Here is a 19,412-nt window from a genome sequence, read left to right on the forward strand (position 1 = left end):
GCAGCACCTCTCGATGCCCGAATCGCTCGAGCGCTATCGCTTTCGTGGTTAAAGAAAAAAGGCATCGCACAACATGGATCTGAATCTGAAGGACAAGGTGGTGCTGGTCACCGGCGGTGGCAGCGGCATTGGCGCGGCTATTTCGCTCACGCTCGCGCGCGAGGGAGCGGTGCCAGTGGTCTGCGGCAAGAATCCGCTCGATGCGTCGTTCGAGGAGGAACTGCGCGCATTGCAGCCGCGGGCGCGATTCCTTCAGTTCGAGCTGATGGAAGAAGCGGCGTGCGCCAAAGCCATCGAGAGCACTGTTGCGGAGTTCGGTCGCATCGACGGTCTCGTCAACAACGCAGGTGTGAACGACAGCGTCGGCCTCGAAGCGGGGCGCGAGGCCTTCATCGCATCGCTGGATCGCAATCTCATCCACTACTACGTGATGGCGCATTTCAGCTTGCCGCACCTGAAGGCCAGCCGCGGCGCCATCGTCAACATCTCGTCGAAGACCGCGCTGACAGGGCAGGGCAACACCAGCGGCTATTGCGCCGCCAAGGGCGCCCAGTTGGCATTGACGCGCGAGTGGGCCGCAGCGCTCGCGCCGGACGGCGTGCGCGTCAATGCCGTGATACCGGCCGAGGTCATGACGCCGCTGTACCAGCGCTGGATATCGGCATTCGACGAACCCGACCAGAAGCTGGCCGCCATCACCGACAAGATCCCGCTCGGCCGCCGCATGACCACGCCACAGGAGATTGCGAGCACGGTTGTGTTTCTGCTGTCCGAGCAGGCCACTCACACGACGGGGCAGTGGGTGTTCGTGGATGGGGGGTATACGCATCTGGATCGGGCGCTGACCTGATCTTCCACTTTTCCTCTCTCTCATCACTACTGGATCGAACGACCCATGCGCCACTGCCTTGCCCTTGATCTGAAAGACGACCCGACGCTGATCGCGCAGTACGAGGCGTATCACCGCAACATCTGGCTCGAGGTGCGCACGCACCTGTATGCGCACGGCGTGACGGGAATGGAGATCTATCGGCTCGGCACGCGGATGGTGATGCTGATGGAGACGGACGACGCGTCGTACGACGCCGAGGCGATGGCGGCTGCGGCGCGGGACGATCCGAAGATTCGGGAGTGGGAAGAATTGATGTGGAAATTCCAGGCGCCGACGCCTTGGACGCCCGAGGGGGAGAAGTGGGTGGGGATGAGTCGGATATTCGAGTTGTAGGAAGACAGGCCTAGGACAGATCACTCCGCGATGAGCGGCGGGCGCTGACGGCCTGGCCGACTTCGGACATTCGCTCTCAATATCTAGCTTATGCCGACTCGTTGATTTGATTTAACATAATATACATTGTATAACTACAACGTGTAGGCCCCAAACAGTGATGTCCCGTTTGGCCCGAATAGAAATGTCGCATCGTTGCCCCGATCCAGCTCCTGGGTCCGAGGCACAGCGATGGCAGCACCGGCGGCAACTATCACCATGTCGACCTCAGTCGACGGCAGCTTGAGCGTCTGATCCAGGGGTTGTCGTCTCAAACCTGCATGTTGCGTGAGGGCTTGGATCATGCGTGTCCACCCCGATGCCGGATTGAACTCATGCTGACACCGCCGGATTGCTTCCCTTGGGCGAAAGGACTTCTCGATGAACGAAACGGAACCGGAGGATATTTCCATCTACTTGCGGCGGCTGGGCTATGGCGCGCCGCCGCCGCCGACGCTGGAAACACTGCGCGCACTGCAAGCCCGCCACACCAGCACATTCCCCTTCGAGACGCTGTCGACGATGCTGCGCGCTCCCGTTCCGATCGACCTTCCGTCCCTTGCGAAGAAGATGCTGCACGATGGGCGCGGCGGCTACTGCTACGAGCTCAACCGCCTGTATCTGGCGCTGCTTCGACGCCTGGGATTCGATGCGCGGGGCATCACCGGACGCGTCGTGATGGGCGGCCCCGAGGACGCATCGACGCCACGCACTCACATGCTCGTGACGGTTTTGCTCGACGGCAGTCGCTACATCACCGATGTCGGTTTCGGAGGCATGGTGCCCACAGGACCTCTGCGCGTGGACACCGAAGAAGAACAGGCCACTGCGCATGAACCCTATCGCTTGACCCACCACGAGGGCAGCTACACCCTTCGGGCACTGGTCGCCGGCAGCTGGCGCGCCATGTATGTATTCGACCTGCAGCCGCAGACCGACATCGACTACGTCGTGGGCAACTGGTACGTGTCGACGCACGAGGACTCCCCATTCCTCGGCCACCTGGTGGCGGCTCGCACCGGGCCCGGGCTTCGCCGGACGCTCGGCAATGGCAGCTACGCCATCCACCGATTGGGTGTGGCCAGCGAGCGACGGCAACTCACCGAGGTCGACGCCGTCATCGACGTGCTGCAAAGCGACTTCGGCATTCGCATGCCTCAGCATCCGGATCTGCGGGACATCGTTGCGCGGCTTATCGCAGACCCTTGAGGCGTCCGCGCGCATAGAAATGCCGCATCGTTCCCACGATTCAGTTCTGGATCTGAGTCGGAATGGGGCAATTCGCCGACCTCGCTCCCTGACGCCGGCCTACGAGGGATCCGCTTCGCCCGGCTTGCAATGCCGCCACCCCACCGACACGAAGAAGTGCGCGACGTGCGGCTGCCGTGTTGGGCAAGGAGCGAGACATGCGCGACGCCAATGACGCTGACCAACCCGAACCCGACGCGGATTCAGAACGGCGACCCCCCTTCGGATCAGAGCCCTCCCGTCGCTCGCTCATACGGGGCGCGATTCTCTATGCGATGTTCGTGGGCACCGGCGTCAGCGTGTCCGGCTGTGGCGGCGGTGGCGGGGACGGCGGCGGTTTCGGCGGTGGCGGGGGTGGCGGGGGTGGCGGTGGCGGGCCGCCCGGCGCAACCACGAGCCCGTTTGTGCACGGGGTGGCAAGCGGCGACCCCCTGCCCGACCGTGTCATCCTGTGGACCCGCGTCACCGTGGCGAGTCCCGGCACGCTGAGCCTCGGCTGGGAAGTCGCGAGCGATGCGAACTTCGGCGCCATCGTGGCGCGCGGCACCGTCAGCACGGGCCCCGACCAGGACTACACCGTCAAGGTCGACGCCACCGGCCTGCTGGCCGCCAGCGTGTATTACTACCGCTTCTACGTCGGCTCGGAGCCGTCGCCAACCGGCCGCACGAAGACCTTGCCCGTGGGCAATGTGCCGCTAATGCGGCTGGGGGTGGTTTCCTGCTCGAACTTCCCGGCCGGCTACTTCAACGTGTACGCGGAATTGGCCAAGCGCCCGGATGTCGATCTGGTGCTGCACTTGGGTGACTACATCTACGAGTACGGGCCGTTGGGCTTCGCGTCGCAGCTCGCGATTGCGATCGACCGCGAATCGCAGCCGCCGAATGAGTTGTTGACGCTCGACGACTACCGGCGGCGCCATGCGCAGTACCGCACCGACGCGGACCTGGTCGCGCTGCACGCGAAGATGCCGGTGATCGCCGTGTGGGACGACCATGATGTGGCCAACAACGCGTGGTCTGGCGGCGCTGCCAACCACGATCCGGCCACCGAAGGCAGCTTCGCTGCCCGACGTGCCGCGGCCATCCAAGCCTATCGCGAATGGCTTCCCGTACGGATGCCCGACCCCGCCAATCCGTTGAAGATCTACCGCTCCTTCGACTTCGGTACGCTCGCGTCGCTGCACATGCTGGACACACGGCTGTTCGGACGTGACCAGCAGGTCACGCTGGACCAGTACCTCGACGGCGCAGCCAGCAGCGCATCGCGTCAGCTCCTGGGCACCGAGCAATCGGATTGGTTGTCGGCGCGAATGGCCGCCTCCGGCGCCACCTGGCAGGTGCTCGGGCAGCAAGTCCTGATGGCACGCATGGAGATACCGCTGAGCGTTGCGAGCGCGTTCACGGCGGAGACGGTGGGCGAATTCCTGCTGGCGCAATCAACGCCGGAGCCCTTGCGCAGCGACAGCCAGCGCGCCCTGCTGGCACAGCAGCGGGTGCCCTACAACCTCGATGCATGGGATGGCTATCCCGCCGCGCGCGAGACCGTGCTGGCCGGCGCCCGCTCGATGGGCAAGAACCTCGTCGCACTGGCCGGCGATACGCACAACGCATGGGCCAGCAACTTGACCGATGTCACCGGCCAGCGTGTCGGAGTCGAGTTTGCGTGCGCCTCGATCAGCTCGCCCGGCCTCGAAATTCTGCTGCCACTGATTTCCGGCCCGGCCTTGACGGAGGCGTTTCCCAAGATGGTGAAGGACCTGCGCTATGCGGAAACCAACAAGCGTGGTTACCTGGTGTTGACGCTCACGCCCTCCGAAGCCCGTGCCGACTGGACGGAGGTCAGCACCGTATTCAGCCGCTCCTACACTGCGCGCGTCGCGAAGAGCCTGCACGCCTTGCCGGGTGCGGCCAATCTCGACGTACTGCCTGTGTGAGCATCACCCGCCTTGCCACGTGAGCAAACAACTCAAGACCGCCGTCTGGACCTTCCTGCTGAGCGTCGCGGCGACGCTGCTGGTGCTCAACTTCACCAGCGGCGAAAAGAAGCTCGACGAGCAGATCAAGCGCGAGTACGGGCTGCACGATGCCCAGTATCAGCGCGCCCTCGGTGTGCTGCTCGGCCCGCCGATCCTGCAAGGCAATCGCTTCGAAGCTCTGCACAATGGCGACCAGATTTTCCCCCCCATGCTGGCGGCCATCCGCAGCGCCAAGCAGTCCATCACTTTCGAAACCTATATCTATTGGTCGGGCGAGATCGGCAAGTCGTTCGCCGATGCACTGTCCGAGCGCGCCCGCGCCGGCGTCAAGGTTCACGTGCTGCTTGACTGGGTGGGCAGTTCGAAGATCGAGCAGGCGTTTCTCACCGAGATGGAATCGGCCGGTGTCGAGATCCGCAAGTTCCACAAGCCGAGCTGGTATGACATTACGCGCCTGAACAATCGCACTCACCGCAAGCTGCTCGTCGTCGACGGGCGCATCGGCTTCACCGGCGGCGTCGGCATCGCCCCCGAATGGACCGGCCGCGCGGAGGACCCGCAGCACTGGCGCGATTCGCACTTCCTGCTCGAGGGACCTGCAGTGGCGCAGATGCAGGCCGTTTTCATGGACAACTGGATCAAGGCGTCTGGCGACGTGCTGCACGGAGAGCGCTATTTTCCGGCCTTGGCCGAAGCGGGCCAGGGACGCGCCCAGATATTCAGCAGCTCGCCTTCAGGCGGTAGCGAAAGCATGCGCCTGATGTACCTGCTGTCAATCGCTGCAGCCACCAAGAGCATTGACTTGTCGAGCGCCTACTTCGTGCCCGACGACCTGACCGTCGACACTCTCGTCGCCGCCATGCGCCGCGGTGTACGCGTTCGCATCATCACACCGGGACCGATCATTGACTCGAAGACCGTGCGGGCGGCCTCACGCGCCAGTTGGGGGCCCCTGCTCGCAGCCGGGGCGCAGATAAGCGAATATCAACCGACGATGTTCCATTGCAAGGTGTTTACGGTCGACGGACTGCTGGTGTCAGTGGGCTCCACGAACTTCGACAACCGCTCTTTCCGTCTGAACGACGAGGCGAACCTGAACATCTACGACGCGGATTTCGCCGCGGCGCAGACCGCGCAGTTCGAAGCCGACCTCAGGCAGTCAAAACGCGTCACTCTAGAGGATTGGCAGAAGCGCCCCCTGCGCGAAAAGGCCATGGAGCGGCTGGCCTCGCTGTTTGCCATGCAACTCTGACGGCGCGGAACGGGAACCAAGTTCGTTCACTGCTGCAGATCTCGAGGCGGCGATCCGGGTGATCGGGCGCCCCGCCCTGCCCCTCCAGTCTCGACGCGCCACCACGCTGGCAGCAGGCGGCGAATCTCGGGCCGCGCAAAGCGATCGTCCATCAGATGAACCACGCCCGCATCGTGTTCTGTCCGGATGACGCGACCTGCGGCCTGTACGACCTTGCGCAACCCCGGAAACAGGTAGGTGTAGTCGTAGCCAGCGCCGAACAACACCTCCATTCGGGCGCACATCACCTCGTTCATGGCGTCGTGCTCGGGCAGACCGAGACTGGCGATGAATGCCCCGATCAACCGGTCACCGGGCAGATCCAGCCCCTCCCCGAAAGCACCGCCCAGCACGGCGAAGCCGATGCCTTGGCCACCCGCGACGAACCGTGCGGCGAACGTCTCCCGATCCGCTTCCGGCATGCCGCTCGACTGTGCCCAGGTCGCGACGTCGGGGTGGTGTCGCCTGAACAAGGTGTGGGCCTGTTCCAGGTAGGCGAAGCTGCTGAAGAACGCGAGGTAGTTGCCGGGCTGTTTGCGGAATTGCGATCCGATCAAGGCGGTCAGGGCGTGCAGCGAGCGAGCCCGGTCGCCGAACCGAGTGGACAGGTCCAACGCGACGCGCACATGCAACTGATCCGCCCGGAAAGGTGAAACCACATCGAGTTCAGCGCTGCCGTCCGGCAGGCCGAGAACGTCGCGATAGAAGCCGAACGGCGCGATGGTGGCGGAGAAGCAGACGGTCGTGATCGACGCGGCGAATCTGCTCTTGAGAAACGGTGCCGGCACCAGGTTGCGCAGCGAAAGCGTGCCCTCCCCCTCGGATCCCAGCGCGCTCTCGAACACCGAATGCAGGCCGAAGGATTCAGCCATGCGTGCGAAATGCAGCATGTCGAAAAAGATGCGCAGCAGCGATCCTTCCGTTGGAGGCGGAACAACCGCGAGGTGTTCGGCGATCGTGCTCACGGCAGCTTCGAGCGAACGATGGAATCGCTCGGGTATCGCCTCACGCGCTTCGTAAGCGCACTGCTGGGAATTCTGGACACCCTGCCACTCGCGCTGCACCGCCGCCAGTATGCGCTTGATGGGGCCCGGGGCTGCTCGCTGCGCGCCTGCGAGCAGCCCCTCATTCAGCGTCGCCGAATACATGCCACGCGCGCGTTCGAGCAGGTTGTGCGCCTCGTCCACCAGAACCGCCACGCGCCACTCTTCCTGTTGCGCGAGTGCGTACAACAGCGCGCTGCTGTCAAAGTAGTAGTTGTAGTCCGCGACCACCACGTCGCTCCAGCGCACCATCTCCTGGGCCAGGTAGTACGGGCACACCGAATGCGCCAGCGCAATCTCGCGCAGGCGCGCACGATCCAGCCGGCGCGCAGTTGCTGCCGTCTCGCGCGCGGCCGCCAGCCGGTCGTAGAAACCACGCGCCAAGGGGCAGGACTCGCCGCTGCAGGCGCGGCCCGGGTACTCGCAGGCCTTGTCGCGAGCGGTGAGTTCGAGCACCCGCAGCGCACCGGAGCCGGCGCCGATCAGGTCGAGCGCCTGCAGCGCTACCGCGCGGCCGGGTGTCTTCGCGGTGAGGTAGAAGATCTTGTCGGTCTTGTGGGTCGACCATCCTCGCAGCAGTGGGTAGAGGGTCGCGACTGTTTTGCCGATGCCCGTGGGCGCCTGTGCGATCAGGCAGCGCTGTGCGCTCGCCGCGCGGTAGACACCCTGCGCCAGTTCGCGTTGGCCTGCGCGAAAGCCGGCGTGCGGGAAGGCCAGCGTATCCAGCTGCGCGATCAGCGCGGCGCGCCGGGTCTCCTCTTGCCTGGCCCATCCCATGAACTTCGCGCACAGCGCCTCGAAGTCGGCACGCAGCGCCTCGCGCGTGCAGCGTGCCTCGAGCACCGTCTCTTCGCCCGTCGCGATCTCAAGATAGACCAGCGCGACCGTGATCGAGGCCAGCGACTCCTGCTCGCACAGCATCCAGCCATAGCACCGGGCCTGCGCCCAGTGCAGCGCGCGGTGGTTCGAACGCATGGCCTCGAAGTCGCCGCGGAAGGTCTTGATTTCTTCCACACGGCCCCTGTCCGCATCAAACCCATCGGCACGCCCCCTCACCTGCAGCGAATCGCAGCGACTGGTCAGCGCCACTTCCTTCTGATAGCCAGGACCGCGTCGGGCCTGAACCAGCCTGTGGCCTGCCATTCCCTCCAGCGCGCTCGGCGCAGGCACGAAACGGATGTCCAGATCGCCAGCCTTGGCTGCGAATGCGCAAAGCGTGCGAACCGACACCGTCATGGCGGCGACAAAGGGCCCGGCCGAGGGCACCAAGGCTGTATGCATATCCAGTCATTGTGCCAGCGCATGAAGGCTGAGACGCCCCCGCAGAATTGCACGCCTTGCTTTGGCAACCAACGCCGGCCCGACGCTATGTCGTCTGTCCGGCAATGAACTCGTACCCCAAGTCCAGCCGGAGTGGTGGAACTTTCCCGGCCAACCTGGCAAGGATGTGCTCGGCTGCGAGTTGCCCAATGCGATACCGCGGCGACCTGATGGTCGTCAGCCGCTGTGGCAGGGTTTCGCCTATTTCCAGTCCGTTGAATCCCGCGAGCGCCAGGCGCCCGGGCACCTCCACGCCCTCGACCATGCAATGCATCAGCCCACCGACAGCCATGTCGTCGTTCGAGAAGTAAACGGCATCCAAGTCCGGATGGCGTTCGAGCAGTTGCGCCAAACCGGATCGCCCGAGCAGGAACGACGAGGCCTGCTGCGCCGTGAAGCGGGCCTTCAGTTCCAAGCCGTTTTCTGCCAGTGCTTGTTCAAAGCCCTTTAGCCGCTTGGCGGCGCGCAGGTCTCCACTCAGATCACCGCCTGCGTAACCGACTCGGCGGCGCCCCGTATCGGCAAGAAACTGTCCCATATCGCGGCCCGCTTGGGTGTTCGAGAACCCGACGGACATGTCAATCGGCTCTCCGTCAGAGTCCATCACCTCAACCACTGGACCGCGAACCTCGCGCAACATCTGCTGGGCACGGGGCGTGTGCTCGAGCCCGGCAAGAATCCAGCCTGACGGACGCCAGGCCTGCATCGCGGCAATGATCCGTTCTTCCTTCTCGAGGTCGTAGTCCGAAACACCGATGACAGCCTGGTAGCCAGCGGCTACGAAGCACTCGTTGGCGCCTCGAAGCACTTCCGGAAAGACGATGTTGCTGAGTGACGGGACTATCACTGCAATCAACCGCGTCTTCGCCGTGGTCAGCGCGCCAGCCAAGCGATTTGGCACGTAGCCGAGGGCGGTCACTGCGGCCTGAACCTTTGCTCGGGTCTGCTCGGAGACGTTGACGTGGTCTTGCAGCACGCGCGACACCGTCATGCCGCTGACGCCGGCGAGGCGCGCCACATCCTCCAGAGTGATCGAGGGAGTCGGTTCGGATTGCTCTTTCATTGTTCTCCTGGGTCCTTATTGCTCTAGGCAAGCATAGCGGCCGCATCGGATCAGCCCTTCAGCCTCCTGGATTGATTTCAGGGTTCATACCTATTTGTTTGCGTAAACAATACCACCAAAATGCATTGTTTGCGCAAACAAATGATGTGGTTGCGTAAACAAACTGATGAAACACACACAAGGAGACCCTATGACCGCATTGACCGCAACCTCCGGCAAGGAGGCTGCCCTCGTCGCCGAAACCGACCAAACCTACGCCAAAGTGTTTTGGCGCATCGTTCCGTTGCTCATGCTCTGCTACGTGGTTGCGTACCTCGATCGTGTCAATGTGGGTTTCGCAAAGCTGCAGATGTCTCAGGACCTGGCCTTCAGCGAAACCGTCTTCGGTCTGGGGGCCGGCCTGTTCTTCATCGGTTACTTCCTGTTTGAAGTGCCGAGCAACATCCTCTTGCACCGTCTGGGCGCGCGAGTGTGGATCGCCCGAATCATGATTACCTGGGGGTTGATGTCGGCCGCCTTCGCGTGGGTGCAAACACCAACCACCTTCTACGTGATGCGCTTTCTGCTCGGGATTGCCGAGGCAGGCTTCTACCCCGGCGTGATCCTCTACCTGACGTACTGGTACCCGGCCCAGCGCCGCGCAAAGATCATTGCCCTGTTCATGTCCGCGATTCCCGTGGCGGGCATTTTCGGCAACCCGCTGTCTGGCTGGATCATGGATTTCTTTCAAGGCGCCAGCGGCTTCCACGGCTGGCAGTGGATGTTCATCATCGAGGCCCTGCCTGCGCTGGTGATGGGACTGGTCGTGCTGGCCTGTCTTGACAACGGCATTCGCAGCGCGAAGTGGCTCGATGAGCGCGAAAAGCAACTGCTCGAGCGCGAGATCGCCGCCGATCAGAAGGGCACCGAAAGCAAGCACTCCATTGGCGCCATCTTCAGCGACCGGCGCGTTTGGCTGATGTGCCTGATCTACTTCTGCTTCGTGATGGGCCAATACGGCCTGACGTTCTGGATGCCGACGCTGATCAAAGCCACCGGCGTCACCGGCAACCTCAACATCGGGCTCTTCAGCGCGATTCCTTTTGGCTGCGCCATCGTGGCCATGAATCTGATCGGTCGCAGCGCTGATGCCCGCCGCGAACGCCGTTGGCACCTGGTTGTGCCGGCCTTGTTCGGCGCGCTTGGCTTCGTCATCGCGGCTTCGTTCGTGCACAACACCGTCATCTCCGTCGCGGCACTCTCGTTGGCCGCCGCGGGCGTACTGACCTGTGCGCCGCTCTTTTGGTCGCTGCCGACTTCGTTTCTTTCGGGTGCAGCCGCTGCCGTAGGCATCGCGGCGATCAATTCGGTGGGCAATCTGGCCGGCTTTGTGAGTCCCTACCTGATCGGCTTGCTGAAGGATGCAACGCAAAGCACGCAAAGCGGCATGTATGTGCTGGCTGGCATGTTGGTTGTCGGAGCCGTCGCGGTACTGCGGACGCCGGCCAAGTTGGTAAATCGTTGAGGAGAGAGTACGTGAGCAATATCGGAGTCATCGGTCTTGGCGCCATGGGTTCGGGCATGGCGAAATCATTGCGGCGTGCGGGGCACACCGTGCATGTGTGCGATGCGCGACCGGGTGCGGCCGCGGCATTCGCCCGCGAAGGCGGCGTCGCATGTGCCTCGCCCGCCGAGGTCGCCCGGGCCTGCACGGTCGTGGTGTCGGTGGTCGTCAACGCGCAGCAAACAGAAGCTGTGCTGTTTGGTCCCGACGGCGCGGCCGCGGCCATGGCCGCCGGCAGTCTGTTCGTGATGTGCTCCACGGTGGATCCCAATATGTCGATTGCCTTCGAAGCACGACTCGAGGCCCTGGGTCTGCACTATCTGGATGCGCCCATCTCCGGCGGCGCCGCCAAGGCGGCCTCCGGTGACATGACGATGATGACCTCTGGAAAGCCCGCTGCCTATGCTTGCTGCGAGGGACTGCTGGAAGCGATGGCCGCCAAGGTTTACCGGCTGGGCGACACGGCAGGCAACGGCAGCAAGGTCAAGATCATCAACCAGTTGCTGGCCGGTGTTCATATCGCCGCGGCGGCCGAAGCAATGGCTCTTGGCTTGCGTGAAGGCGTGAATGCCGCAGCCCTGTACGAGGTCATCACGAACAGCGCGGGCAACAGCTGGATGTTCGAGAACCGGATGGCCCACGTCCTGAAGGCCGACTACACGCCGCTCTCCGCCGTCGACATCTTCGTCAAGGATCTCGGACTGGTGCTCGATACCGCGCGCGCCAGCAAATTCCCGCTGCCGCTCGCGAGCACGGCGCACCAGATGTTCATGCAGGCATCGACGGCCGGCTATGCGAAGGAAGACGATTCGGCGGTGATCAAGATCTTCCCCGGCATCGAACTGCCGAAAGGCGAGGAATGAACGAGCGCCAACGAAAACCCTTGCTCGGCTGCATTGCCGACGACTTTACCGGCGCCACGGATCTGGCCAACAACCTGGTGCGGGGCGGCATGCGCACCGTACAGATCATCGGCGTGCCCGAGGACGAAGCGGCAGCGGTCGAAGCCGATGCGATCGTGGTCGCGCTGAAATCGCGCACCGTTGCGCCCGCCGACGCAGTGGCCCAATCGCTGGCCGCGCTGCGCTGGCTGCGTGCTCAGGGCGTGCAGCAGGTCTACTTCAAGTACTGCTCGACCTTCGACTCCACGCCCGAGGGCAACATCGGTCCCGTCACCGATGCGCTGCTGGATGCATTGTCCGATTTGCAGGAAGGCGGCTTCACTATCGCCTGCCCGGCATTTCCGGAGAACCAGCGCACCGTCTTCAAGGGCCATCTGTTCGTCGGCGACCAACTGCTCAGCGACAGCGGCATGCGCAACCATCCGCTGACGCCGATGACGGATGCCAACCTGGTGCGCGTGCTTCAGTTGCAGACTAAGCACAAGGTCGGCCTGGTGGCCTATGACGTGGTCGCGCAGGGTGCGCACGCCATTCGCGAGCGCTTTGCGGCGCTGCAGGCTGAAGGGGTTCGGATTGCGGTCGTCGATGCGGTCTCGAACGCGGACCTGATGCACATCGGCGCGGCGTTGCAAGGCATGCCCCTGCTGACCGCCGGTTCCGGCGTGGCGATCGGTCTGCCGCAGAACTGGCCTTCCGTTAGGCGGGATGCTGCGGGCGCACGGGCCGACACGCTGCCGCCGGCTGCTGGTTTTCGGGCGGTCGTATCGGGGAGCTGCTCGCAGACGACGAACGCGCAGGTGCTGCACTTCAAGCGCAGTGGGCGGCCGAGCTTTGCGGTCGACCCGCTGGCGATAGCTGCCGGCGATGACGTGGTCGGCGAGGCTTTGGTCTGGGCCGCCCGGCATGTGTCCGAGGGGCCGGTGCTGGTGTATGCCACCGCCGAGTCGGCTGCGGTCAAGGACGTGCAGGTGCAACTCGGTGTCGCCCGGGCCGGCGAGATGGTCGAACAGACTCTGTCGAGCATCGCGCTGGGCCTGGTCGGGCGCGGCGTGCGGCAACTGGTTGTGGCCGGCGGCGAGACGTCGGGCGCCGTGGTGCGCGAGCTCAAGGTCCGCCAGATGAGCATCGGCCCGCAGATCGACCCGGGCGTGCCGTGGACGGCCGTGCAGTCGCCGGCTTGTGCTGGCGAGACGCTGCATGTGGCATTGAAGTCCGGCAACTTCGGAACCACGGACTTTTTCACCAAGGCCTTCGATCGGCTGGAGGCGGCATGACCAGCGCCCTGCGCGAGGAAATCTGCCGCGTCGGCGCATCGCTGTTCGCTCGTGGATACGTGCATGCCACGGCGGGCAACATCAGTGTGCGCATCGACAGCGGCTTCCTGATCACGCCGACCGACGCCTGCCTGGGCAGCCTGGACCCAGCGCGATTGGCGGAGGTCAACCACGATGGCGTGCAGACAGGCGGCGACCGCGCATCCAAGACGCTGACGCTGCATCGCCGCATCTATGCGGCCGATCCAGATGCGCGCTGCGTGATCCACACCCACTCGACCCATCTGGTTGCACTGACGCTTGCGGGCGTCAGCAATGCGGATGACGTGGTTCCTCCCATCACGCCCTACTTTGTGATGAAGGTTGGCCACGTCCCGCTGATCCCCTACTGCCGGCCAGGCGACCCTGCGATGGGTGACGAGGTGGCCCGGCGCATCGAGCACATGCGTGCGGCCGGCACGCCAATCCGCGCCGTGATGATGGAGCGCCTCGGTCCCAACGTGTGGCACTCCGATCCGGCGCAGGCCAGCGCGGTACTCGAAGAACTCGAGGAGACCGCGCGGCTTTGGCTGATGACGCGCCCCACACCCCTGACAGGCACGCAGATAAATGAACTGCGCAGCCACTTCGGCGCGCAGTGGTGAGCACGCCCTGCCCCGCGACTTATAGGAGAACGACGAGATGAAATCGATGACTTTTTGGCGCAGCCGGATCGCACGACTGGGCTGTGGCTTGTTGCTGGGGCTGACGGCCCTGAGCGGCAACGCCGCCGACTTCCCCACGCCCCGCGAGGGGCATTGGGTGGCTCGGGACTTCCGCTTCCAAAACGGCGAGGTGTTGCCCGAACTGCGTCTGGCCTATACGACTGTGGGTGACCCGAGCGGCGAGCCAGTGTTGATCCTGCACGGCACCACCGGGTCTGCAGGCAGCTCGCTTGCGCCGGACTTCGCGGGTGAGCTCTTCGGTCCGGGTCAGCCCCTTGATGCGGCAAAGTACTTCATCATCCTGCCCGATGCCATCGGCACCGGGGCGTCGTCCAAGCCCTCCGACGGGTTGCGGACCGCGTTTCCGCACTACAACTACGACGACATGGTGACGGCCCAATACCGACTGCTCACCGAACACCTCGGCGTGCGGCATCTCAGGCTGGTCCTCGGCAACTCCATGGGCGGCATGCAGACCTGGATCTGGGCTCAAAAGTACCCAGGCTTCATGGACGCGGCCGTTCCGATGGCGTCATTGCCCACAGAGATGTCCGGTCGAAACTGGATGATGCGGCGCTTGATCATCGACTCTGTCCGCAACGATCCGGCCTGGAAAAATGGTCAGTACACCGAGCAGCCCCCCAGTCTGCGGTTTGCTTCCGTTTTCTTCGCCATCGGCACCAATGGGGGCGATCAGGGCTTGTACAAGTTGGCGCCTTCCCGCGAGAAGGCAGATGCGGTGCTTGACCAGCGGCTGAAGGCGCCGTTTCGCGGTGACGCCAACGACCACCTTTATCAGTGGGAGGCGTCGCGCGACTACAACCCGTCGGCCGGCCTGGAACGCATCGAGGCCGCCCTGCTGGCGATCAACTCGACCGACGACGAACGGAACCCGCCGGCGCTCGGCGTGCTTGAGCGTGAGATCCGACGCGTCAAGAATGGCCGTGCCCTGTGGATTCCGGGCACTCCCGACACCTTTGGCCACGGCACTACGGCGCGGGCCAGGTTCTGGAAGCAGGAATTCGAGGCGTGGCTGCGCGCCGTGCCCCGCGCCACGCGCTGAAGCAGGCGTCCCATCTTTTTATACCGGAGTTCACCGATGCCACGTTTTGCCGCCAATCTCAGCATGCTGTATCCCGAGGTCGCCTTTCTCGACCGTTTCCGGGCGGCCGCCCAGGACGGCTTTACCGCGGTTGAGTACCTGTTTCCCTATGCCTTCCCGGCAGAAGTTCTGGCTCGGCAACTGGCCGACCACGGATTGCAGCAGGTTCTGTTCAATGCCCCGCCCGGCGACTGGGATGCTGGCGAGCGCGGCACGGCCTGCCTGCCTGGTCGCGAGGCCGAATTTCGCGCGGGATTTGCACAGGCGCTTGAATATGCGCAGGTGCTGGCCTGCCCTCGCGTCCATGTGATGGCAGGGCTTGCGCCGGCCGGCGAGGAGCGGGCGCGGCTCCAGGCGACCTACGAGGCCAACCTGGCTTGGGCTGCCGAGTTGGCCGCGAGCGCCGGCTGCGATGTTCTGATCGAGCCGATCAACCCGCGCGACATTCCTGGCTTCTTCCTGAACCGGCAAGACGACGCCCACCGCGTCGTGCAAGCGGTGGGCGCGCGCAACCTAAAGGTGCAGATGGATCTGTACCACTGCCAGATAGTTGAAGGTGACGTCGCGATGAAGCTGCGCCAGTACCTGCCGACCGGGCGGGTCGGCCATCTGCAGCTTGCCGGCGTACCCGAACGCCACGAGCCTGATCTCGGCGAACTGAACTACGACTACCTGTTCGACGTGATCGATGAACTCGGATTCGACGGATGGGTCGGGTGTGAGTACAGGCCCAAGGAAAACACCTCGGCGGGCTTGCGTTGGCTCACTCATCGGCTCGAACGCAGCTCCTTGAATTCTCCGGCGCCCGCTCCCCGAGCCGGCGCGATGCCGAACACTTGAGAGGGATTCTTGAGCCTCCAGAACACGACGACGACCGGAGAACAAGCCGGGGAAAAGAAGCTAAATGCAAGCCTACGTGCATTTCTACACAGTCGCATCCCCGCCGTGACCGAGCAGCGATTCTTGCAAGGAAGGTTCGCGCTTTAAGATGAATCTGCAACCTTTTATTACCATGAGACACAAAAAGATTCATCTTCTGGCTTCGGCCCTCACCGCTTTCGTCTTCGGATTTTCGGCGGCGGCATCGGCGCAAACCCAGCCGCTCGTGATCGGGCAAACCTACGTGCAGACCGGCCCCTTGGCGTCATTGTCGACCGAGCCCCTGGTCGGCATCCGTGCCATGTTCACGACGCTGAATGCGAATGGAGGCATCAACGGCCGGCCGGTCGAGCTGCGCCAGCTCGACGACGCCTACGACCCTGCGAAGGGCTCCGAGAACGTCAAGACCTTCGTCAAGGATGGCGCCGTCGGCATCCTGATGCCCATTGGCACATCGTCGACGGCCGGCGCCCTGAAGGCGGCCAACGAACTCAAGGTGCCCGTCATCGGCCCTTACACCGGCGCGGGCCCGGTGGTGAAGTTCTCCGAATACGGCTTCCCGGTGCGCATCAGCTTCGACGAGGAGTACAGCCGCATCGTGAACCACCTGTTCACGATCGGCATCTCAAGCATCGCCTTCGCGGCAAACGACAACCCCGGCGCCCGCTCGGCGAGGGACAGTACGGAAAAGTTCATTGCCGAGCGCGGCGAGAAAATGGTCGGCAGCGTGGCAATCAAGAACGACGGCTCCGACGCCGCCGAGCGCGCCGCGGAGTTGGTCAAGCTCAAGCCCAAGGCGGTGGTGCTGGCGGCAACCAACGAAGTGGCGGCGAAGTTCATCACCGCCTACCGCGCGGCTGGCGGCCAAACGGCCTTCTATTCGTTCTCTTTCCTGAACGGGCAGAAGCTGTTCCAGGATATCCAGAAGGACGTGGCCGGCGTGGTCATCTCCCAGGTCGTGCCCTCCCCATGGAACAGCGCGATGCCGGTGATTGCCGAGTACCAGGCGGCCATGAAGAAGATCGGCGCGGCCGAGTTCAGCTATGCCAGCCTGGAGGGCTATGTAGCGGCCAAGGTCATGGTCGAGGGGCTGAAGCGGGCCGGACCGAAACCGACCGCGGAGTCGCTGCAGAAGGGCCTCGAGTCGTTCAAGACGCTCGACATCGGTGGCATTGCGGTGTCGTACCGGCCCGGGGAGCACCGCGGCCTGACATTCTCCGAACTGTCGATGCTCAAGGCCGACGGGCGCTACCTTCGCTGAGCCCTTGCGGGTTCGAGACCCGACGATCAGGGCGATGACACGGGGCATGGCGCGGCTTGGGGAACCGCGCCCGGCGCGAGGGCCAAAATCCCGGAGATGCACCAAGCCAGCACCCCATCCCTGCGTTCCTCCGGCCTTGGCGTCATGACGCTCGCCGTCGCTCTCCTCGCGGGCTGCGCGTCTGCGCCGTCAATGGCACCCTCACAGCCGCCCGGTTCAGGTTCGGGCTCCCGACCTGCAGCAACCCCCTCCACGCCGCCGTCCGCTGGTACCGACGAAGCAGAGCTCCAGCAGCGGTTTGCAAAGTGGATTGCCGACTTCCGCGCCGCCGCGCGCGCAGGCGGCATCAGCGAGGCGACGCTGCGCGTTGCCTTGGACGACGTCCAGTACCTGCCGCGCGTCATCGAACTGGATCGTGCGCAGCCCGAGTTCACGCGCACGGTCTGGGGCTACCTCGACAACAGTGTGACGCCCCAGCGCGTTGCGATCGGCCAGGACAAGCTCCTGCAGGTTCGCGGCGAAGCCGACGCAGCCGCCGCGCGCTACGGCGTTCCGCCGAACATCGTGGTCGCCATCTGGGGCATGGAAAGCAACTACGGCAGCAACTTCGGCAGCACCCCGACCATCGACGCGCTGGCGACGCTGGGCTTCGAGGGCCGCCGCGAGGCCTGGGCGCGCCGCGAGTTGCTGGCCGCGCTGAAGATCCTCGACAACGGCGACATCGACCGCCAGCACATGGTCGGCTCCTGGGCGGGTGCCATGGGCCAGACCCAGTTTCTGCCATCGAACTTCCTGGCGTACGCAGTGGCGCCGACGGTGATGGCCGGCGCGACATCTGGGGCAGCATGGCCGACGTGATCGCCTCGACGGCGAACTTTCTCGCTCGCGCAGGCTGGCAGGCGGGCAAGCCCTGGGGCGCCGAGGTTCGGCTGCCGGCCGGCTTCGACTACGGTCGCGCCGACACCGTCGTGCAGCCTACCGCGCAATGGGCCGCCGAGGGGTTGCGAGCCGTCGATGGCCAGCCGCTGCCGGAGTTTGACGACGGCACGATCCTGCTGCCTGCAGGCGCCCGCGGGCCGGCGTTCCTGGTGGGGCCGAACTTCCGCGCGCTCTTGCGCTACAACAACTCCACCAGCTACGCGCTCGCGGTCAGCCTTCTGGCGCAGCGCCTCGGCGGCGGCCCCGACGTGCAGACGCCCTGGCCGCGGGATCTGGCCGCCCTCCCCCGCAGCCAGATCATCGAGTTGCAAACCGCGCTGAACAAGCGTGGCTTCGATGCCGGAGCCCCCGACGGCGTGCTGGGGCCAGCTACCCGTGACGGGTTGCGGCGTTACCAGCGCAGCGCCGGCTTGCCCGCAGATGGCTATCCGAGTGCTGAGTTGATCCAGCGGCTGCAACAGCCTTAGCCCGGCAGTTGATGTTTCCGGAGATATTCGGCGAGCAACGGATCGTCCACCGCGACCGGCGCGTTGGGCATCCTGCTCACCAGGTTGATGCGCAGCAGCCGATCGATGGCCGAGCGCACCTTGGCCACGGTGGCCGGCCCCGCGCCGAGTTGTCCGAGGAGCTCGAGCGTTTCGCGGCCCATCGGAGGCAGGCCGCGCGCGATCACCACCAGCACCGCGCGATCGAATGCGTCCAGGGGCTGCAGCAAAGCATTCCAGATCGTCGCCTGCGCGGCGAGAAACTGGTTCACGCCGACCTCGACATCGACCTCTCCCTCGGCGGACATGCCCTTCACCACGTCCTTCAGGAGGCCCGGCTTGTGGCCGATGCGGACGTACAGCTTTCGAAGCGCCTCGATCGGCAGGATCTTGCCGGGATGGATGCTGCCGAAGTGATCGACCAGCAGCTGGAGGTACTCGTCGCCCAGCGGCGGAAAGTCGAGCAGTTGCGCGAACTGGTACATGGGCGCGCCTGCCGTCGAGAACATGCGCGCGAGTCCTTCCTGTGAAGAGCCGGTGAACACGGACTTGAGGGCGTCTCGCCGCTTGTGCAGCACCGCCCGCAGTGCGGCAATGGCGCTATCGCCCCCTTCTGCATCGCCCAGGGTCTGCACCTCGTCGAGCATCAGCAGAACGGGGCGTTCGGCAGCGTCGACCAGACGCATGACCAGCGCGTCGAGCCGCAACTGGGGCACCGTCGGCAGCGCGCGACGTGCTGGCGCGTCGCCGAGATCGAGCGACGCGCCGATCAGGCCGATCTTCTTGACCGGAGTTTTGCCGAGGCGCGCGACCCGGCCCTTGGGCACGTTCAGGTCGTCGAGTGCCTCTTCGAGAGCGTGATTGATGGCTTCCAGCGGGCTGGCCTTATGGTTCCAGAGATCCGCATAGACCGGCAGCAGGCGGTGTTGCACCGCGGCCGGCGTGAGGTCGTGGTCCAGGAAGTGCGTCTTGCCGATGCGGCGGGCCGCGAACATTGCCAGCGGGCGGCCGGGCTGCGCATCGAGCAGCGCGAGGTAGCTTCTGGCCAGTTCGGGCCGACGCACCTGAAGGTCGTCAAACGTCGCCATTGTTGCTCGTTGTCGTAAAAGCAGCAATTG

At 64.5% G+C, this 19,412-nt stretch carries 15 protein-coding genes and 1 pseudogene; 13 read left to right on the forward strand and 3 right to left on the reverse strand.

Annotated elements, in window-relative coordinates:
* Positions 1 to 73: 73 nt before the first annotated feature.
* From ACSFA8_RS15495 to ACSFA8_RS15515, 5 genes are all read left to right on the forward strand, one after another.
* Positions 74 to 850, forward strand: coding sequence for an SDR family oxidoreductase (locus ACSFA8_RS15495; protein WP_435480389.1), 777 nt, complete (start codon positions 74 to 76; stop codon positions 848 to 850).
* A 45-nt stretch (positions 851 to 895) separates the two neighbouring features.
* Positions 896 to 1,225, forward strand: a complete 330-nt coding sequence (locus ACSFA8_RS15500) for an L-rhamnose mutarotase (protein ID WP_435480390.1) — start codon at positions 896 to 898, stop codon at positions 1,223 to 1,225.
* A 420-nt stretch (positions 1,226 to 1,645) separates the two neighbouring features.
* Positions 1,646 to 2,473, forward strand: coding sequence for an arylamine N-acetyltransferase family protein (locus ACSFA8_RS15505; RefSeq protein WP_435480391.1), 828 nt, complete (start codon positions 1,646 to 1,648; stop codon positions 2,471 to 2,473).
* A gap of 197 nt (positions 2,474 to 2,670) precedes the next feature.
* Complete coding sequence (locus ACSFA8_RS15510) at positions 2,671 to 4,446, forward strand: alkaline phosphatase D family protein (RefSeq protein WP_435480392.1); 1,776 nt, start codon at positions 2,671 to 2,673, stop codon at positions 4,444 to 4,446.
* A gap of 19 nt (positions 4,447 to 4,465) precedes the next feature.
* Positions 4,466 to 5,740, forward strand: coding sequence for a phospholipase D-like domain-containing protein (locus ACSFA8_RS15515; RefSeq protein WP_435480393.1), 1,275 nt, complete (start codon positions 4,466 to 4,468; stop codon positions 5,738 to 5,740).
* Positions 5,741 to 5,766: 26 nt separating this feature from the next.
* Here ACSFA8_RS15515 and ACSFA8_RS15520 read toward each other — a convergent pair whose 3' ends face one another.
* Together ACSFA8_RS15520 and ACSFA8_RS15525 are read right to left on the reverse strand one after the other, a co-directional pair.
* Positions 5,767 to 8,103 carry an ATP-dependent DNA helicase gene (locus ACSFA8_RS15520; protein ID WP_435480394.1) on the reverse strand — a complete coding sequence of 779 codons (2,337 nt, stop codon included), beginning with the start codon at positions 8,101 to 8,103 and terminating at the stop codon, positions 5,767 to 5,769.
* 85 nt (positions 8,104 to 8,188) lie between these two features.
* On the reverse strand, positions 8,189 to 9,205 hold the full coding sequence (locus ACSFA8_RS15525; RefSeq protein ID WP_435480395.1) for a LacI family DNA-binding transcriptional regulator: 1,017 nt from the start codon (positions 9,203 to 9,205) through the stop codon (positions 8,189 to 8,191).
* Positions 9,206 to 9,395: 190 nt separating this feature from the next.
* Here ACSFA8_RS15525 and ACSFA8_RS15530 point away from each other — a divergent pair, with 190 nt between their 5' ends.
* From ACSFA8_RS15530 to ACSFA8_RS15565, 8 genes and pseudogenes are all read left to right on the forward strand, one after another.
* A complete protein-coding gene (locus ACSFA8_RS15530) occupies positions 9,396 to 10,709 on the forward strand; it encodes an MFS transporter (RefSeq protein ID WP_435480396.1) in 1,314 nt (437 codons plus the stop codon).
* The gene (ltnD, locus tag ACSFA8_RS15535; protein ID WP_435480397.1) at positions 10,706 to 11,611 is read left to right on the forward strand and encodes an L-threonate dehydrogenase; all 906 of its coding nucleotides are present in this window, start codon (positions 10,706 to 10,708) and stop codon (positions 11,609 to 11,611) included. The genes ACSFA8_RS15530 and ltnD overlap by 4 nt, the downstream gene beginning before the upstream one ends.
* Positions 11,608 to 12,924 (forward strand): 3-oxo-tetronate kinase, encoded by a 1,317-nt coding sequence (gene otnK / locus ACSFA8_RS15540; protein WP_435480398.1) that lies wholly within the window; start codon positions 11,608 to 11,610, stop codon positions 12,922 to 12,924. Before ltnD ends, otnK begins: the two co-directional genes overlap by 4 nt.
* The gene (locus ACSFA8_RS15545) at positions 12,921 to 13,568 is read left to right on the forward strand and encodes a class II aldolase/adducin family protein (protein ID WP_435480399.1); all 648 of its coding nucleotides are present in this window, start codon (positions 12,921 to 12,923) and stop codon (positions 13,566 to 13,568) included. The genes otnK and ACSFA8_RS15545 overlap by 4 nt, the downstream gene beginning before the upstream one ends.
* A 46-nt stretch (positions 13,569 to 13,614) precedes the next feature.
* Positions 13,615 to 14,691 carry an alpha/beta fold hydrolase gene (locus tag ACSFA8_RS15550; protein WP_435480477.1) on the forward strand — a complete coding sequence of 359 codons (1,077 nt, stop codon included), beginning with the start codon at positions 13,615 to 13,617 and terminating at the stop codon, positions 14,689 to 14,691.
* A gap of 36 nt (positions 14,692 to 14,727) precedes the next feature.
* Positions 14,728 to 15,570, forward strand: coding sequence for a 2-oxo-tetronate isomerase (gene otnI / locus ACSFA8_RS15555; RefSeq protein WP_435480400.1), 843 nt, complete (start codon positions 14,728 to 14,730; stop codon positions 15,568 to 15,570).
* A 172-nt stretch (positions 15,571 to 15,742) separates the two neighbouring features.
* Positions 15,743 to 16,870: an ABC transporter substrate-binding protein gene (locus ACSFA8_RS15560; RefSeq protein WP_435480401.1), complete on the forward strand. Its 1,128-nt coding sequence runs from the start codon at positions 15,743 to 15,745 to the stop codon at positions 16,868 to 16,870.
* Between the two features lie 96 nt (positions 16,871 to 16,966).
* Positions 16,967 to 18,276 (forward strand): annotated as a pseudogene (locus ACSFA8_RS15565) (lytic murein transglycosylase).
* On the opposite strand, the gene ACSFA8_RS15570 reads toward ACSFA8_RS15565, so the two are convergent.
* Entirely contained in the window at positions 18,273 to 19,382 is a 1,110-nt protein-coding gene (locus ACSFA8_RS15570) for an ATP-binding protein (RefSeq protein ID WP_435480402.1), read from the reverse strand. The pseudogene ACSFA8_RS15565 and the gene ACSFA8_RS15570 sit on opposite strands and share 4 nt — an antisense overlap.
* Positions 19,383 to 19,412 lie beyond the last annotated feature (30 nt).

It is taken from the genome of Variovorax nitratireducens (assembly GCF_051216545.1).
Lineage (GTDB): Bacteria > Pseudomonadota > Gammaproteobacteria > Burkholderiales > Burkholderiaceae_C > Variovorax.

What these genes read in the sequence shown, in the direction of transcription:
- ACSFA8_RS15495 (WP_435480389.1), top strand. Translation starts at nt 74, where the DNA reads ATGGATCTGAATCTGAAGGACAAGGTGGTGCTGGTCACCGGCGGTGGC.
- ACSFA8_RS15500 (WP_435480390.1), top strand. Translation starts at nt 896, where the DNA reads ATGCGCCACTGCCTTGCCCTTGATCTGAAAGACGACCCGACGCTGATC.
- ACSFA8_RS15505 (WP_435480391.1), top strand. Translation starts at nt 1,646, where the DNA reads ATGAACGAAACGGAACCGGAGGATATTTCCATCTACTTGCGGCGGCTG.
- ACSFA8_RS15510 (WP_435480392.1), top strand. Translation starts at nt 2,671, where the DNA reads ATGCGCGACGCCAATGACGCTGACCAACCCGAACCCGACGCGGATTCA.
- ACSFA8_RS15520 (WP_435480394.1), bottom strand. Translation starts at nt 8,103, where the DNA reads ATGCATACAGCCTTGGTGCCCTCGGCCGGGCCCTTTGTCGCCGCCATG.
- ACSFA8_RS15525 (WP_435480395.1), bottom strand. Translation starts at nt 9,205, where the DNA reads ATGAAAGAGCAATCCGAACCGACTCCCTCGATCACTCTGGAGGATGTG.
- ACSFA8_RS15530 (WP_435480396.1), top strand. Translation starts at nt 9,396, where the DNA reads ATGACCGCATTGACCGCAACCTCCGGCAAGGAGGCTGCCCTCGTCGCC.
- otnK (WP_435480398.1), top strand. Translation starts at nt 11,608, where the DNA reads ATGAACGAGCGCCAACGAAAACCCTTGCTCGGCTGCATTGCCGACGAC.
- ACSFA8_RS15545 (WP_435480399.1), top strand. Translation starts at nt 12,921, where the DNA reads ATGACCAGCGCCCTGCGCGAGGAAATCTGCCGCGTCGGCGCATCGCTG.
- ACSFA8_RS15550 (WP_435480477.1), top strand. Translation starts at nt 13,615, where the DNA reads ATGACTTTTTGGCGCAGCCGGATCGCACGACTGGGCTGTGGCTTGTTG.
- otnI (WP_435480400.1), top strand. Translation starts at nt 14,728, where the DNA reads ATGCCACGTTTTGCCGCCAATCTCAGCATGCTGTATCCCGAGGTCGCC.
- ACSFA8_RS15560 (WP_435480401.1), top strand. Translation starts at nt 15,743, where the DNA reads ATGAGACACAAAAAGATTCATCTTCTGGCTTCGGCCCTCACCGCTTTC.
- ACSFA8_RS15570 (WP_435480402.1), bottom strand. Translation starts at nt 19,382, where the DNA reads ATGGCGACGTTTGACGACCTTCAGGTGCGTCGGCCCGAACTGGCCAGA.